The organism is Marinilactibacillus psychrotolerans (genome assembly GCF_900101525.1).
GTDB classification, from domain to species: Bacteria; Bacillota; Bacilli; order Lactobacillales; family Carnobacteriaceae_A; genus Marinilactibacillus; species Marinilactibacillus psychrotolerans.
This window is the reverse complement of sequence record NZ_FMZD01000017.1, coordinates 41,547-57,878: the sequence shown is the minus strand read 5'-3', so window position 1 is coordinate 57,878 and position 16,332 is coordinate 41,547. Positions and strand designations below refer to the sequence as shown.

General features: G+C 36.1%; 13 protein-coding genes. 10 read left to right on the top strand and 3 right to left on the bottom strand.

All coding sequences use genetic code 11. The features are described from left to right. Window positions 1-251 (bottom strand): transposase (locus BLT22_RS09365; protein WP_176935433.1); only part of this gene is annotated, 251 nt, incomplete at its 3' end. 184 nt (window positions 252-435) lie between these two features. Here BLT22_RS09365 and argR point away from each other — a divergent pair. From argR to BLT22_RS09340, 5 genes are all read left to right on the top strand, one after another. Then, window positions 436-885 (top strand): arginine repressor, encoded by a 450-nt coding sequence (gene argR / locus BLT22_RS09360; RefSeq protein WP_087056973.1) that lies wholly within the window; start codon window positions 436-438, stop codon window positions 883-885. A 44-nt stretch (window positions 886-929) separates the two neighbouring features. Continuing rightward, window positions 930-2,639, top strand: a complete 1,710-nt coding sequence (gene recN / locus BLT22_RS09355) for a DNA repair protein RecN (RefSeq protein ID WP_087056974.1) — start codon at window positions 930-932, stop codon at window positions 2,637-2,639. A gap of 456 nt (window positions 2,640-3,095) precedes the next feature. Beyond that, entirely contained in the window at window positions 3,096-4,535 is a 1,440-nt protein-coding gene (gene gnd, locus BLT22_RS09350) for an NADP-dependent phosphogluconate dehydrogenase (protein ID WP_091762764.1), read from the top strand. A gap of 301 nt (window positions 4,536-4,836) precedes the next feature. After that, entirely contained in the window at window positions 4,837-5,529 is a 693-nt protein-coding gene (locus BLT22_RS09345) for a response regulator transcription factor (protein WP_072695406.1), read from the top strand. Continuing rightward, window positions 5,526-7,046: a sensor histidine kinase gene (locus tag BLT22_RS09340; RefSeq protein WP_236048926.1), complete on the top strand. Its 1,521-nt coding sequence runs from the start codon at window positions 5,526-5,528 to the stop codon at window positions 7,044-7,046. The genes BLT22_RS09345 and BLT22_RS09340 overlap by 4 nt, the downstream gene beginning before the upstream one ends. A 25-nt stretch (window positions 7,047-7,071) precedes the next feature. Here the strand turns inward: BLT22_RS09340 and yidC are convergent, their stop codons facing one another. Together yidC and BLT22_RS09330 are read right to left on the bottom strand one after the other, a co-directional pair. Next, complete coding sequence (gene yidC, locus BLT22_RS09335) at window positions 7,072-8,031, bottom strand: membrane protein insertase YidC (protein WP_176935431.1); 960 nt, start codon at window positions 8,029-8,031, stop codon at window positions 7,072-7,074. Window positions 8,032-8,106: 75 nt separating this feature from the next. Beyond that, window positions 8,107-8,478, bottom strand: a complete 372-nt coding sequence (locus BLT22_RS09330) for an acylphosphatase (protein ID WP_091762762.1) — start codon at window positions 8,476-8,478, stop codon at window positions 8,107-8,109. 177 nt (window positions 8,479-8,655) lie between these two features. Here BLT22_RS09330 and BLT22_RS09325 point away from each other — a divergent pair, with 177 nt between their 5' ends. The 5 genes from BLT22_RS09325 to BLT22_RS09305 all read left to right on the top strand — a co-directional run bounded on the left by BLT22_RS09325 (window position 8,656) and on the right by BLT22_RS09305 (window position 16,241). Then, the gene (locus tag BLT22_RS09325) at window positions 8,656-10,992 is read left to right on the top strand and encodes an FtsK/SpoIIIE family DNA translocase (RefSeq protein ID WP_091762760.1); all 2,337 of its coding nucleotides are present in this window, start codon (window positions 8,656-8,658) and stop codon (window positions 10,990-10,992) included. A 324-nt stretch (window positions 10,993-11,316) separates the two neighbouring features. After that, window positions 11,317-12,387, top strand: a complete 1,071-nt coding sequence (locus BLT22_RS09320; RefSeq protein ID WP_091762758.1) for a BMP family lipoprotein — start codon at window positions 11,317-11,319, stop codon at window positions 12,385-12,387. Window positions 12,388-12,641: 254 nt separating this feature from the next. After that, on the top strand, window positions 12,642-14,216 hold the full coding sequence (locus tag BLT22_RS09315) for an ABC transporter ATP-binding protein (protein WP_091762766.1): 1,575 nt from the start codon (window positions 12,642-12,644) through the stop codon (window positions 14,214-14,216). After that, the gene (locus tag BLT22_RS09310) at window positions 14,200-15,288 is read left to right on the top strand and encodes an ABC transporter permease (RefSeq protein WP_371861805.1); all 1,089 of its coding nucleotides are present in this window, start codon (window positions 14,200-14,202) and stop codon (window positions 15,286-15,288) included. Before BLT22_RS09315 ends, BLT22_RS09310 begins: the two co-directional genes overlap by 17 nt. Beyond that, on the top strand, window positions 15,285-16,241 hold the full coding sequence (locus BLT22_RS09305) for an ABC transporter permease (RefSeq protein ID WP_091762755.1): 957 nt from the start codon (window positions 15,285-15,287) through the stop codon (window positions 16,239-16,241). Before BLT22_RS09310 ends, BLT22_RS09305 begins: the two co-directional genes overlap by 4 nt. The last annotated feature ends 91 nt before the right edge of the window (window positions 16,242-16,332 follow it).

The window sequence follows — 16,332 nt, the reverse complement described above, 5'->3', positions numbered from 1 at the left end:
TCACCATTCCGATCACGTGGAATCTGAAGCTGAAGTTCGCCGTATTCGGTTTTGACCTTACGATCATAGGTGCCATTACGAGAGTTTCCTGAATGGAAACCGATCCGATCATATTTTTCATAATCCAAAAAGGCAGTCAATTCTGTTTTTAAGAGGGTGTTAACGGCTAATTCTAGATGAGAACGAAAACATTCGTTTAAATCACCTTTTGTGGCTAGAGTCTGTAAGATATCTGTAGTAAGATTGTTCATAGGGAAGTCCTCTTTTCTGTGAATGTAGTGTGGTAACTCTATTCTACAGAAGGGACTTCCTTTTTTCTATTTACACAAGATATTTTACACTCTCAAAATCTTACCATGACATATTAGTTGTTTGTTAATAAAGAGGATTGACTTAGTGTATTGATACTAGTACTTAAAGTAGGAGTGATATAAAATGAAAAAAAAAGAGCGACATCATTTACTAAGACAGTTGGTTCAGCAAGAGACAATTCAAAAACAAGAAGACTTTGTTGAAATTTTACTTAATCGTGGAATTGACATAACACAAGCTACTATCTCGCGCGATATTAAAGAGATGCAACTGATTAAAGTTCCTTCACAATCTGGAGGATATCATTATAGCTTACCACCAGAAATGAATTTTAATATATCAAAGAAAATATCTAGATTAATGAAAGATGCTTTTGTGTCAATTGATACTCAAAAAGAATTTGTTATCATAAAAACTTTACCAGGTAATGCGTTTGCATTAGGCACTTTAATTGAGACAGCTAATTATGAAGAAATGTTTGGCTGTATCTCTGGAGATAATTCAGTCCTCATTATTTGTAGATCAGAAGATCAGGCAGAAATATTCCAAAGAAGAATGATTTCATTTGTATAAATCAACCAAAATGTCTATTCAATTTTAGAGTGGGAGGGTTTGCTTTGCTGCAAGCATTGCATATTCAGAATTTTGCTATTATTCAAGATTTATCATTAGATTTCAGCCATGGTATGACCGTTTTAACTGGCGAAACTGGTGCAGGTAAATCAATTATTATTGATGCAGTCGGATTGCTTGCCGGCGGAAGAGGTTCTACAGAATTTGTAAGATACGGTACAAAAAAATGTTTATTAGAAGGTCACTTCTCTTTGAATGAAAATCAGGAAGTTATGAAGTTGCTGGATGAACATGCGATCGATTCAGATGATGAAGTCATCATGATCCAGAGGGAAATTTTTGCTACAGGTAGAAATGTTTGCCGAATTAATGGAACCATTGTAACCATTGCTGTTCTGAAAGAAATTGGAACCGCATTGATTGATATACATGGTCAGAATGAGCATCAGGAACTGATGGTACCAGAAAGCCATATTGAATTGCTTGATCAATACGGCGATAAAAAATTGGCAAATGCAAAAAAACGTTATAAAGAACTTTACAAAGAATATAAAGCTGTAAAAAAAGAACAAAATGAATGGCAGTATAATGAACAAGAATTGGCTCAGAGACTTGATATATTAAAGTTTCAAGTAGATGAAATAGGAGAAGCACAGCTTGAAGATCATGAAGAAGAAACATTAAAAGAAGAAGAACAAAAGCTTTCAAATCACCAATCTATAGTAGAAGCACTCTCTTCTAGTTATAATGCGCTTCAAGGAGAAGAAAACAGTGGGCTGGATCTAGTGGGCCAGGCTATGGACAGTATGGCTTCTATAGAAGGAATGGATGAAAAATTTAAACAAATTTCTGATACAGTCTCAGCAGCTTTTTTTCAGATCCAAGAAGCTTCGAGTGATATTTATAATGAAATGGACAATCTGGAATATGACGAAGAACGGTTAAACGAAATTGAGACAAGACTGAATCTCATTCAACAACTTAAGCGCAAATATGGTCAGTCTATTCAAGAAATCAAGGATTTTTATAGCAAAGCATTAGCCGAGCTTGAAAAAATAGATAATCGTGAAGGTCAGATGGATCATCTAAATAAAAGAGTAAAAGAGTTAGAAACAAAATTAGTAAAAGAAGCTTACGGCTTATCTAAATACAGAAGAGAAGTAGCAAAACGATTAGAAAAAGCCATTCATGAACAATTAAAGGAACTGTTTATGGATAAGGTCGTCTTTTCAGTGCATTTCAGCAAAGAAATGAAAGAGTTCAAAACTAATGCTGCTTATGAGAATGGTATGGACAAAGTAGAATTTTATGTAGCCACGAATCCTGGCGAACCACTAAAACCATTAGTGAAAGTCGCATCAGGCGGCGAGTTATCTAGAATGATGCTAGCAATGAAAACAATTTTTTCTAAAGAACAAGGTATGACGAGCATTATTTTTGATGAGGTGGATACAGGGGTGAGTGGCAGGGTTGCTCAGGCAATAGCAGATAAAATATATTCTGTAGCACAATATTCTCAAGTATTATGTATTACTCATTTGCCCCAAGTAGCAGCAATGGCGGATCAGCATCTTTACATCAGCAAAGTAATCATAGACGAAAGAACGAGTACACATGTGGAACAACTACCCGAGGACGATAAGATCCAAGAAGTAGCACGGATGCTTGCTGGTAGTGAGATTACAAAATTAACAATTGATACAGCTAAAGAGCTTTTAGCATTAGCATCTAACAAGAAAATAAAAAACTATTAAATAAAAAAAGTCATGGAAAAATATCCATGACTTAACTTTACATTATAGCGCCTAATAGGGATGCTATGGCTGGAACAGCCATAGTGATGACCATTGCCCAGATAATGATTTTAGTAATGACGTTTGATTTTTTATTTTTATCGTTTTTTGCCACGAGTCTACACCAACTTTCTTCATGATGGTTATTATTCGTTATAAGTGTAAGCAAAATGAGCTTTTTTTTCAAGAGTGTAGAAGATTGTTTTAAAAATGTTCAAAGTTTGATACTATAAAGCTAAGCAATAAAAGTAATATGCGCCATCAGTCGTTTTAATATAGATGAGGGTGTATACTTTAATCATAACGTTGGGAATTTGATCAGATAGATTGAGTAGATTCGAATAAAGGCATAACTTTTGTTCTGTGTTCTGACTGTACTTAGTCTTCAAGATCATCCTGAGAGGAGAGTTAAATAATTTGAGTAAACAACAAGTCGGCGTAGTCGGTATGGCAGTAATGGGGAAAAACCTTGCTTTAAATATTGAAAGTCGCGGATACAGTGTATCCATCTATAATCGTACTGGATCAAAAACAGATGCAGTAATCGCTGAAAATCCAGGTAAGAATTTAGTCGCAACACATGAGTTAAAAGAATTCGTTGATTCATTAGAGAAACCTCGTAGAATCTTGTTAATGGTTCAAGCAGGTAAAGGAACAGATGCCGTTATCCAACAACTTCTTCCTTTCTTAGACAAAGGAGATATCCTTGTAGATGGAGGAAATACGTTCTACAAAGATACAATTCGTCGTAGTGAAGAATTAGCAGAATCAGGAATTAACTTTATTGGAACTGGTGTATCTGGCGGAGAAGAAGGCGCACTAAAAGGTCCTGCAATCATGCCGGGTGGACAAAAAGAAGCGTATGACTTAATCGCTCCTATTTTAGAGAAAATCGCTGCTAAAGCACCTGCAGACGGTGAACCATGTGTAACATACATTGGCCCTAATGGCGCTGGACATTATGTAAAAATGGTTCATAACGGTATCGAGTATGGAGACATGCAGTTGATTGCTGAAGCTTATCATTTGCTTCGTGATGTTGCAGAATTAACCAATGAAGAAACAGCTGAAGTCTTCCGTGAATGGAATACGACTGAACTAGATAGTTTCTTAATTGAAATCACTGCAGATGCGTTAACTAAAAAAGACCCAGAAACTGGTCAGCCAATGGTCGATGTTATTCTGGATCGTGCAGGTAATAAAGGTACAGGTAAATGGACTTCTCAAAGTGCCTTAGATTTAGGGGTGCCATTACCATTGATTACAGAATCGGTATTTGCTCGTTATATTTCAGCATTAAAAGAGGAACGTGTGGCTGCAAGTAAAATCTTGCCTCATCCAGAAAAGAAAGCATACGATGGAGACAAAAAAGAGTTAGTAGAAAAAATCCGTCAAGCACTGTACTTTAGTAAAATCATGAGTTATGCTCAAGGATTTGCACAAATGGGTACAGCTTCAAGAGAATATGGATGGGATCTGAAATATGGAGAAATCGCTAAGATTTTCCGCGCAGGATGTATTATCCGCGCAGGATTCCTGCAAAAAATTACAGAAGCTTATGACAGAACACCAGAATTGAAAAACTTAGTACTAGATGAATACTTCATGGATATTACTAAGAATTATCAACAATCCGTTCGTGATCTTGTTGGAGTAGCTGTTCAATCTGGAGTACCTGTACCAGCATTTTCTTCTGCTATTGCATACTACGACTCTTATCGTACAGAAAACTTACCTGCTAATATCATTCAAGCTCAGCGTGACTACTTCGGAGCGCACACTTATGAACGCACTGACAAAGAAGGAACGTTCCACTTTGACTGGTATGGAGATAATGGACAAGAGCAATGGGATTAATTCTTTTTATTTAAATTAGGCTGTAAGGCTAAACGAAAATGAAAAAATGTGGGATCCACTTTTTTGGATCTCGCATTTTTTGTGCGCAAAGATAAAAATATTTAATAAAGTCAGATATGAGAATAAAATTAGAAAAAATTGCAAGCTTGCATTTTTTCTATCTGTAAACTATGTTAAACTAGTTATGTATAGATGGGCAGATAAGTCCATAGACATATTCTTATCTTTTTTTAATATATCTAAAAAAAACAAATAAACAAAGTCATTACTAAAAATTAAAAGATAGCTAGGAGCTGAAGAAATGGGTAAAATTTTAATAATTGAAGATGAAAAAAACCTTGCTCGTTTTGTTGAATTAGAGTTGAATCATGAAGGATTTGAGACTGAAGTTCGTTTTAATGGACGTGCGGGTCTTGAAGCAGCGATTGATGAGAATGAAGAGTGGGATATTGTGTTACTCGATTTAATGTTGCCGGAATTGAATGGGATTGATGTTGCTCGTCGTATTCGTCAAGTAAGTAATGTACCCATTATCATGATGACAGCAAGAGATTCTGTAATTGATCGTGTTTCAGGATTTGACCATGGTGCAGATGATTATGTTGTAAAACCTTTTGCAATTGAAGAGTTGTTGGCTAGAATGCGCGCATTACTTAGACGTATTGAAATTGAAACAGAAGAAAATGCAAACAGACAAACCACGGTTACCTACAAAGATTTAACAGTTGAAAAAGAAAATAGAGTGGTAAGACGTGGAGAAGATGTTATTGAATTGACTAAACGTGAATATGAACTATTGGTCGAATTAATGGAAAATGTCAATGTTGTTTTATCAAGAGAAGTTCTCCTTAATAAAGTATGGGGATACGAAACAGAAGTTGAAACAAATGTAGTCGATGTCTATATACGTTATCTAAGAAATAAAATAGACGTACCGAATCGTGAAAGTTACATTCAAACTGTTCGTGGTACAGGGTATGTGATGCGTACGTGAACCAATCACTAGCAAATCAGAAAAAACGAATTTCATTAAGATGGAAATGGACAACTGGTGCTGCTATTGCAATTTTTTTGACATACACGATTTTTTCCACGATCCTGTATGTTACTTTTCAACAAATTATGCTGGAAAATGAAGAAGACTCATTAAGAGAAACCGTTCAAATTTTATCAGATCGTTTTGGATCTCAATTTTATGCTTTAACGGAAGAATCAGTTGCTGAAACACTGGAACTAAATCAGTTACAGTTGCTTCCATCTTATTCTGAAACAAAAGATAAAAGTACAGTATCAACCACCCCTCTGGGCACTAGCCCTGGGGGTATGTTTATACGAGTTTATAATAATAATGCTAAGTTATTATATGAATCTTCAACAGTTGATGCCTCTTTTGAACAAACAGATGAATTGAGAGTTGATACGATTGATGGACCGAATGGAGAAGCGTTCTCCGCTCGTACACCTATTTTTTCATATCTGAATAACCGACAGATCGGTTATTTACAAGTAGTAAATACGCTTGAATCTTATCACCGCTTGTCTAACAGTATCTTAATGGCCATTCTAGTTACAGGTCTGATTGCTTTAATGTTTAGTGCAATTATTGGATATATGATTGCACGTAGATTTTTACTGCCGATCAGAAAAGTTACAGACGCTATGAAAAAGATCGAAAACGATCCGGACTATGTAGATAGAATTGATGCTGGGAACGGACAAGATGAATTAACAGATCTAGCGAATGCCTATAATAGTATGTTGAGTAGAATGCAGAAAAATATTGAACACCAGAAACAATTTGTAGAAGATGTTTCGCATGAACTGAGAACCCCTGTAGCAGTAGTAGAGGGACACTTGAAATTACTGAATCGTTGGGGAAAAAATGACCCTACAGTACTCGAGGAATCGTTAGATGCGTCATTACAAGAAATAGGAAGAATGAAGAGTCTTGTACAAGAAATGCTTGACCTCTCCAGAGCGGAACAAGTTGAAATCCACTATAAGAACGAAAAAACACCAGTAAGGCAAATTATAAATGCCACTTATAATAATATTCAATTAGTTCATCCGGATTTTACGTTTATTTTAGATGATGATTTGAGAGAAGAAATATATGTTAACATCTATCGAAATCATTTGGAACAGATTCTGATTATCCTGCTTGATAATGCTGTAAAGTATTCTACAGATAGGAAAGAAGTGCATCTATCAGTTTCCATGAGTGACAAAAAAGTTCAAATAGTCATTCAAGATTATGGTGAAGGAATGTCCGAAGAAGATACAGAAAAGATCTTTAATCGTTTTTATCGAATTGATAAAGCTAGAAGTCGATATAAAGGCGGGAATGGGTTAGGACTTTCTATTGCAAAAGAATTATTAGAAGGATATAAAGGGAAAATATGGGCAGAAAGTGTATTAGATCACGGTTCTATTTTTAGAATTATTTTGCCGATCTTGGAAACAGAGAGTGAGAAAGATTCAACAGAAAAAGAGTCGCAAGTAGAGGAATAACCTCATTTGCGACTCTTTTATTTACTTATCTTTTTTGTTTGCCTTCATTTCTTTTGCTTTTACTTTCAAAAGGACTGGCATTTCGTTTGTTTCGATTTGATGCTGAAGTAGTTTGATCGCTATTCACTACTTTTTCTGCTTCCTTACGAGGTTTGCGTTTACGTTCAACGACTTGTACCTCCCCATGTTTTTCTTTCAATTCTGCTTGTACTTTTGGTTTATAATAAAAAGTTGTAATTGCTGACTGAGCGATGGCTACGAAACCACCCACGAGCCAATACAACGTTAAACCAGCAGGACTTGAGAAAGAAATAAAGAGTAGCATAATCGGACTCATCAACATCATAGTATTAGACTGTTTTCTTTGATCTTCAGGCATCCCTAAAAGCATGACTCTTGATTGTAAATAATAGACAGCCCCGGTTGCGAGAGCAAGTAATATACTACGCTCACCTAATCCTATCCCAAGAAATGAAGCATTTTGAATACTTTCAGACATCCTGATGGCTTGGAACATCGCTGTAAAGACTGGCATCTGAATGAGTAAAGGTAAGCATCCGCCAAGACTGCCCAGCATATTGACATTGTTTTCTCGATAAAGTGACATTAACTCTGCTTGAAGTTCTTGTTTCTGTTTTGGATCAGTCGCTTCTTTCATTTCAGCTTGAATTTCATCAGCAGCTGGCTTTACGACTGACATTTTAACTTGTTGTTCCATAGTAGCTCGTTGTTGACGAATACTTAGGGGTAAAATCAATATCCTTACGATAATAGTAATAGCAATAATGGCTAAACCATAACTGCCGAATATACCATTTAAAAATTCAATAAATTGCTGTGTAGGTACTACAAGATAATCATATAAGAATTGAGAGATTGATCCAGCAGGGTTCCCGGACTCATCAATACGAATACAACCAGCCATGAATAACATTAAAGATAGCATTCCACCGGAAAGTATCCATTTCTTTGTTCTAGTTTTCAATTTTATTCAATCCTTTAATAAATTAGTGAGGTGCTAAATCGCCAATTCTCACTATACCTTATAAAAAAGAATAATTCAATTAGACTGAGAAAAATTCGATTTTTCTTCAATGTTTTTATCAAATTCCACAACAACTTTGTCAACATGAGCAGCTGGACTTGGTCCTTTTCTCAATGCTTCGATAAATTGATTAATCTGATCAGAAGTTCCTACTGCTTCTGAGTATACTGATCCATCATTTTCGTTTCTGACTATTCCTGTCACACCAATCTCATCAGCGGTCTGTTTAGTAGTAAAACGAAATCCTACACCCTGAACCGTTCCAAAAATTCTGATTGATACTTTTACTTTCTCAAGGTTCTCATTATTTTCGTTCACATACTCAATTTCGGCTGCTTCGTTGTTTTCTTGTCCTTTTTTGAAAAAACCATCAAAAATTGATCCCACTTTTCTTCCCCCTTAGACTATTTTAGATACACTTAGTTTACAGGGAAACGATCCCAAACGTCAAAAGTAATGCTGTCTGTTGAGGATTACTCCAGAGACCGTCAGAACAAACTTTCGCACCTATAGGTTTCATGTTATAATATTGTAGAATGAAATCAACTTAAGGAGTTAATCAAAATGGCTCGAGCACGTAAAAGAGGTAGACCTAAAAAGAAAAAAACAGGTGTATCAACTGAATTAATAGGCGTAATGCTACTAGTAGTTAATTTTCTGGCAATCGGTCAATTTGGATTTGTCGGACGTTTTTTTGCAAATATTTTACGTTTTTTTGTTGGTGAGACCTACATAATAGCTTCTATTGCAATGATAATAATTGGAATCTATCTATTGATTAAAGGAAATCGTCCAAGCCTGAAAAGTCCTAAATGGATCGGTAGTTTTCTAGTATTTTGTGCGGTAGTAGTCTGGCAACATGCAGAACTGTTTTCTCCAATAATGGATGCGAATGTAAATATTGTTAATGCAACTTGGAGAATGTATCTTCCACAATTTAAAAGTATTTCTATTGGCCAAAACATTGGTGGCGGAATGATTGGGGCGGTATTATACGCAATAAGTTACTTTTTGTTTTCGTCAGCCGGCACGTATCTGATGATGATTGGATTAACCTTTGTGGGGATTATGACTTTTTTCCAACTATCATATAAAGCGTTATTAGAAAAAATACGCATTGGTGGACGAAATCTACGGAATTTCATTAAAGCGAAGATGACCTCATTTAAAGAAAAACAAATTAAACGTAAAGCAAGTAAAGAGAATGCTAAAAAGAGTAAAAATAATCCAAAAAACAAAGAAAAAACTGACAATGAAATCCCAGTAAACGGAAAACTATCTAAACCTGTTGATAACGAAAAATCGGACCCGGCAGAAGTAGAAGATACCCCCGCAGGGCAAATGGCTTTAAAAATTGAAGGATTTCAACAGAAAGATATCGAAAAAAATGGAAAAGAAGAACAGGTTCTATCTGATGAAGGCACAGTTGATTTCGAAATTGGAGAAGAAGAAAACGAGCAATATAAGATGCCACCTATTTCATTATTGAATAAACGGGAAGCAGTTGATCAATCATTTGAATACTCACTTATTCAAGAAAATGTTAAAAAATTAGAAGAGACATTTGAGAGTTTTGGTGTAAAAGCAACAGTGACCAAAGCAAACCTTGGTCCCGCTGTAACAAAATATGAGATACAGCCGGCTACAGGAGTGAAAGTCAGCAAAATCGTTGGGCTGACTGACGATATTGCGCTTGCTTTAGCTGCCAAGGATATCAGAATGGAAGCACCAATCCCTGGCAAGGCGCTGATTGGAATAGAAGTTCCTAACTCCGAAGTTAGTATGGTTTCCTTTAGAGATGTGATCGAAGGACAGATTAAAAATAAGGATCAGCTACTTGAGGTACCTTTAGGAAGAGATATTGGTGGAAATGTTGCAATGGCAGATTTGTCTAAAATGCCGCATTTGTTGGTTGCAGGGGCAACAGGTTCTGGTAAATCTGTTGCAATTAATGGCATTATCACAAGCTTATTATTAAAAGCTAAACCAAATGAAGTTAAATTAATGATGATTGATCCAAAAATGGTTGAGTTAAATGTTTATAATGGTATTCCACATTTATTAACACCAGTAGTAACAAATCCAAAAAAAGCAGCTCAGGCCTTGCATAAAGTCGTTCAAGAAATGGAAAGAAGATACGAATTATTTGCTGCCAGTGGAACTCGAAATATGGCTGGCTATAATCAGTTTGTTAAAAAGAAAAACGAAGAAAAAGAAGAAGCTTTACTTCCGCTTCCTTATATTGTAGTAATTGTAGATGAGTTAGCTGATTTGATGATGGTTGCATCAAACGATGTTGAAGATGCCATTACTCGTTTAGCTCAAATGGCACGAGCTGCAGGCATTCATATGATTTTAGCGACTCAAAGACCGAGTGTGGACGTTATAACGGGTATAATTAAGGCTAATGTACCCTCTCGGATTGCATTTGCAGTATCCAGTGGTACGGATTCCAGAACTATTCTCGATGGAAATGGAGCGGAAAAACTTTTAGGTAGAGGAGATATGCTCTTCCAACCTATGGGTGAAAATAAACCAAATCGAGTTCAAGGTGCGTTTATATCTGATGAAGAAGTTGAAGCAGTCGTGAATTTTGTAAAAGAACAGCAAGAGGCAAATTATGTTGAAGAAATGATTCCGAAAGATGAACCTAAAGCTGAACAAGGTGAAGCAGAAGATGACCTCTATGAAGATGCTGTCTCGTTAGTAGTAGATATGCAAACGGCAAGTATCTCTCTATTACAAAGAAGATTTAGAATTGGGTATAATAGAGCGGCAAGAATAGTAGATGAAATGGAAATGAGAGGAATCGTTGGTCCATCCGAAGGATCAAAACCAAGAGAAGTTTTAGTCCAAGCTGAACTTGAACCGAGTCAACCAAAAGACTCTTCCGAACAATAGCGTAATGTAAATATAAGGTAAAGACTCGACTGAATGATAAAGTATTCAGTCGGTTTTTTTGTACAAAAAATGTCAATTTAAGAATAAAAATAGACGCATATAGTGAATGTATTGTTATATAGCGGTTTCAAATGAACAATCTGACAACAACACACATTTAATAATCGTATTTTAACTTTATTTTTCTTTACAAAAATGGTACTATTAGTTCGAGATATAAAAGATTTTGCGAACTGAGTAGAATGCCATTATTAATAAAAAATAATATGCTTGTCTCTATTCAATAGCAAATCTACATACAACTTTAATTGGAGGAATTTAGTAATGACGACTAAATTAAGAAATCTTTTTGCAATTGGAGCATCTGCATTTTTACTTGCTGCATGCCAGGGAGAAAACGCGGGCGATTCATCAGAGGGTGCCGGAGATTCAAACGATACTGATACAGAAGAAACGGCAGATTTTAAACTGGGTATGGTTACAGATGAAGGCGGAGTAGATGACCGTTCATTTAATCAGTCAGGTTGGGAAGGTATGCAGGCATGGGCAGAAGAGCATGGATTTGATGATAGTGCTGTAAAATATTATCAGTCAGATGATGCAGCAGACTTTGTTCCTAACTTGAATCAAGCTATCCAAGATGATTATGATGTCATTTATGGAGTAGGGTTCCAATTGGCAGATGCTGTTAAACAAGTAGCTACTGCTAATGCTGATCAACATTTTGGTATCGTAGATGCAGTTGTTGAAAAAGATAATGTAGTGTCCTTGAACTTCCGAGATAATGAAGCTGCTTATTTAGTCGGTGTTGCAGCAGCGCATACTACTGAAACAAATAAAGTTGGATTTATTGGCGGAATAGCTGGGCCTGTAATCGACAAATTTGAAGCAGGATTTGTAGCAGGGGTAGAATCTGTAGATCCTGAAATTGAAATTGATATTCAATATGCAGAGTCATTCTCTGATGCAGCAATAGGACAACAAATTGCTGCTGGAATGTATAGCTCAGGTGCAGATGTTATCTATCACGCATCCGGAGCTGTAGGTAATGGCGTATTTACTGAAGCAACTGATCGTATGGAATCAGGTTCAGAAAATCAATTATGGGTAATCGGAGTAGACCGTGACCAAGAAGAACTTGGTAAATATGCTGATGGTAACTTGACATTGACTTCTTCACTTAAAGGTGTAGGAACTGCTATCCAGTTAGCTTCTAATCAAGCAATGGATGAAGGATTCCCTGGTGGAGAAAATCTTATTTACGGTTTAGCTGAAGATGGCGTTGGTATCACCGAAGGTAACATGTCAGAAGACGCTTGGTCTGCTGTTGAAGAAGCAAGACAACAAATTCTTGATGGTGAAATTGAAGTGCCGGAAGCTCCAGCAGCTGAATAATATAAGCTCAGATTTAAAGTAAATTTAACAAAGAGCGCTAGTCAATAGACTGGCGCTTTTTTATACCTAATGTATTTTAGAAGGAACGATGTAATTATGAACTTTTTTTTACAAGCGCAGTAACTTATCAAGAAATTTTCGTCTAATTTTTTAAGGAACCTTGAATACTGTAGGTCTATAATGGATAATAAGACAGAGATTCTATGAGTTTCATTAATTAAATACTAATCTAATAAGGAGGGCTTCTTTTGCCGATGTCACAATCTGTTATCGAAATGAAGGGAATAACAAAAGAGTTCGGGACTTTCAGAGCAAATGATAATATTCATCTAGATTTAAGAAAAGGCGAAATTCATGCATTATTAGGAGAAAATGGTGCAGGGAAATCTACTTTGATGAATATTTTATCAGGGCTTTTAGAACCGACTTCCGGTGAAATTAAAGTCAATGGAAATAGTGTGAAAATATCATCTCCAGATGTAGCTAATGAGCTAGGAATAGGGATGGTCCATCAGCATTTTATGTTGGTAGACAAATTCACTGTTACAGAGAACATTATGTTAGGTCGAGAAAAAAGTAAATTTGGTTATATTGATAAAAAGAGTGCTGAAAAAGAGATAAAAGAATTATCTGATCATTATGGCCTTAAGGTTGAACCAAGTTCTAAAGTTGAGAATATTACGGTTGGTATGCAGCAACGAGTGGAAATATTAAAAACATTATATCGTGGTGCTGATATTCTGATTTTTGATGAACCAACAGGCGTATTGACTCCTCAAGAGATTGAAGAATTAATGGGGATTATGAGAAAATTAACAGATGAAGGTAAATCAATTATTTTAATTACCCATAAGTTAGATGAAATCAAACAAGTTTCTAATCGCTGTACAGTCATCCGTAGAGGTAAAAGTATTGATACAGTTGATGTATCTATTACTACCCAGCAAGAATTGGCAGACATGATGGTAGGGCGTTCGGTAACATTTAAAGTAAATAAAAAACCAGCAGATCCTAAAGAAACTGTCTTGAAAGTAGAGCAGTTGACCGTTAAAGAAAGCCGCGGATACGACGCAGTCAAAGAAATTTCTTTTGAAGTTAAAGCTGGTGAAATATTAGGAATTGCCGGAGTAGATGGAAATGGACAATCTGAACTGATTCAAGCTTTGTCTGGTCTGACAAAATCTAGCAGCGGTAAAGTACATTTAGCTGGAACAGATATTACCAATAAGAAACCCAGAAAAATTACGGAAGCTGGGTTAGGCCATATACCTGAGGATCGTCAGAAATACGGATTAATCTTACCAATGACTTTAGAAGAAAACATATCACTGCAAACGTATTATCAAAAACCTTATAGTAATCATGGATTTTTAAATTATAAAGAAATAAAAGTACATGCTAAACGATTGATTGAAGAATTTGACGTACGCACACCAAGTGAAGAGCACACTGCTGCTTCTTTATCAGGTGGAAATCAACAAAAAGCAATCATTGCTAGAGAAGTTGATAGGGATCCTGCGTTACTAATTGCTGCTCAACCAACTCGAGGCTTAGATGTTGGGGCAATTGAATATATCCATAAACGTTTAATAGAATTAAGAGATAATGGGAAAGCCGTACTATTGATGAGTTATGAATTAGATGAAGTAATGAATGTTTCAGATAGAATAGCAGTTATGTACGATGGGAAAATAATTGCTATCGTTAATGCTAATGAAACGAATGAATCCGAACTTGGATTATTAATGGCAGGCGTTCCAATAGCTGAAGCTAAGAAAAAGTCTGATGGAAAAGGAAAGGAGAAAGATGCAGTTGATTCGACAACATAAAACATGGCTGAATAACTTACTTGTGCCAGTATTATCTATAGTATTTGGTTTTATATTTGGAGCAATCTTAATGGTAGCATTCGGATATAATCCAATCATAGCTTATGATGCAATGATATCTGGCGTTTTCGCAAGCCCTTATTTTATTGGGGAAGCATTAAGACAGGCTACTGCACTAACTTTTACTGGTTTAGGTTTCGCATTAGCTTTTAAAGCTGGGTTTTTTAATATTGGTATTGCGGGACAAGCTTTAGTTGGATGGGTTAGTGCTATCTGGTTTGCATTATCTTTTCCAGACTTACCTAGGATTTTACTTGTTACACTTAGCCTTGGTGTCGGGGCAATCATTGGAGCATTATGGGCTTCAATTGCAGGTTTTTTACGTGCATACTTTGGAACGAGTGAAGTTATTGTGACAATCATGCTGAACTATACAGCGTTACAACTTACAAACTTTTTGATTAGAGATGTCCTTTCAGAATCAGGAAACACAACTGAATCTGTAGGGGAAAATGCAAGTCTAAGTATTGGCTGGCTTTCAACTTTAACACAAAGTTCTCGATTGAATTTAGGTTTTTTCATAGCGATGGCAGTTGTTATCCTTTACTGGATTTTTATGACTCGAACTACAGCAGGCTTTGAAATTAGAGCTGTAGGATTAAATCCACATGCTTCGACTTATGCAGGGATGAGTGCAGAAAAGAATATCATTCTTTCAATGTTTTTAAGTGGAGCTTTAGCCGGATTAGGAGGAGCAATCCACGGACTTGGTACATTCGGAAATATCTTTACACAAGGTGGGTTACCGGATATTGGATTCAATGGTATTGCAGTAGCATTACTAGGATTAAGTAATCCAATTGGTATTTTCTTTTCTTCTATTCTATTTGGAGTTTTAGATATTGGAGCTGGGTTTATGCCGAACCGTGCAGGAGTTCCAGATGAAATGGCAGATATTGTCACTTCGGCAATTATTTTCTTTGTAGGTGCAAATTATATCATTCGTTATTTTGTAGATAAAAGGGCTGCTAAAAAAGAAGCGGCAAGTTCAACAAAAGGAGGAGACGTATGAACGCATTAGATATTATTCAGTTGATTGTATCAAGCTCATTAATCTATGCAGCTCCTTTGATCTTAACTGCATTAGGCGGAACATTTTCTGAACGTAGTGGTGTAGTTAACATTGGTCTTGAAGGTATTATGGTTATGGGAGCATTTATGTCTGCGGTCTTTAATATCCAGTTCGCTGCTGCATTCGGTGGTTGGACTCCATGGATAGGTCTTATTGCTGGTGGATTGATTGGTGTTTTATTTTCAATTATACATGCTGTTGCAACGATCAATTTGAGAGCAGACCATATTATTTCAGGAACAGTTATCAATCTTGCGGCTCCAGCTATAGGTGTGTTTTTGACAAGAGCTATATTCGGGGCGGCCCAAACAGGTCCGTTACCAGAGTCCTTTGGAAGAACGAATATTTTTTTATTAGATCGTATACCAATTATTGGACCAATTTTCTTTGAAAATACTTCTGGTCCAGCTTACTTTGGGATCATATTAGCCGTTGTTGCATGGTTTGTGCTATTCAAAACACGATTTGGGTTACGCTTGCGTTCTGTCGGAGAACACCCACATGCTGCGGAGACACTTGGAATCAAAGTATATGTAATGAAATATTCAGGAGTATTACTTTCAGGGTTACTTGGCGGGATGGGTGGAGCGATTCAAGCTCAAGCTATCTCTAATGAATTTGGTATTTTAACTATTGCAGGACAAGGATTTATTGCAATGGCCGCTATGATTTTTGGTAAATGGAATCCACTTGGAGTTATGGGCGCAGCTATATTCTTTGGATTTGCACAAAGTTTAGCACGTATCGGTACCTATATTCCGATTATCCAAGATATCCCAGCGATCTGGTTATTAGTTATGCCATATTTATTAACAATTTTAGTATTAGTTGGAGTAATTGGTAGAGCTGAAGCACCAGCGAGACTAGGAACTACTTACATTAAGTCGCGATAAAATGTATTCATTATAAAAAGAGAGTTGTTTCTCATGGAAGCAACTCTCTTTTTTTGCATACTATTTTTAATTTAGGAAGTATATCAATATT

Bases quoted from the DNA above. Each gene is read 5' to 3' on its own strand.
- BLT22_RS09345 (WP_072695406.1), top strand. From the start codon at position 4,837: ATGGGTAAAATTTTAATAATTGAAGATGAAAAAAACCTTGCTCGTTTT.
- BLT22_RS09315 (WP_091762766.1), top strand. From the start codon at position 12,642: ATGTCACAATCTGTTATCGAAATGAAGGGAATAACAAAAGAGTTCGGG.
- argR (WP_087056973.1), top strand. From the start codon at position 436: ATGAAAAAAAAAGAGCGACATCATTTACTAAGACAGTTGGTTCAGCAA.
- BLT22_RS09320 (WP_091762758.1), top strand. From the start codon at position 11,317: ATGACGACTAAATTAAGAAATCTTTTTGCAATTGGAGCATCTGCATTT.
- BLT22_RS09305 (WP_091762755.1), top strand. From the start codon at position 15,285: ATGAACGCATTAGATATTATTCAGTTGATTGTATCAAGCTCATTAATC.
- BLT22_RS09325 (WP_091762760.1), top strand. From the start codon at position 8,656: ATGGCTCGAGCACGTAAAAGAGGTAGACCTAAAAAGAAAAAAACAGGT.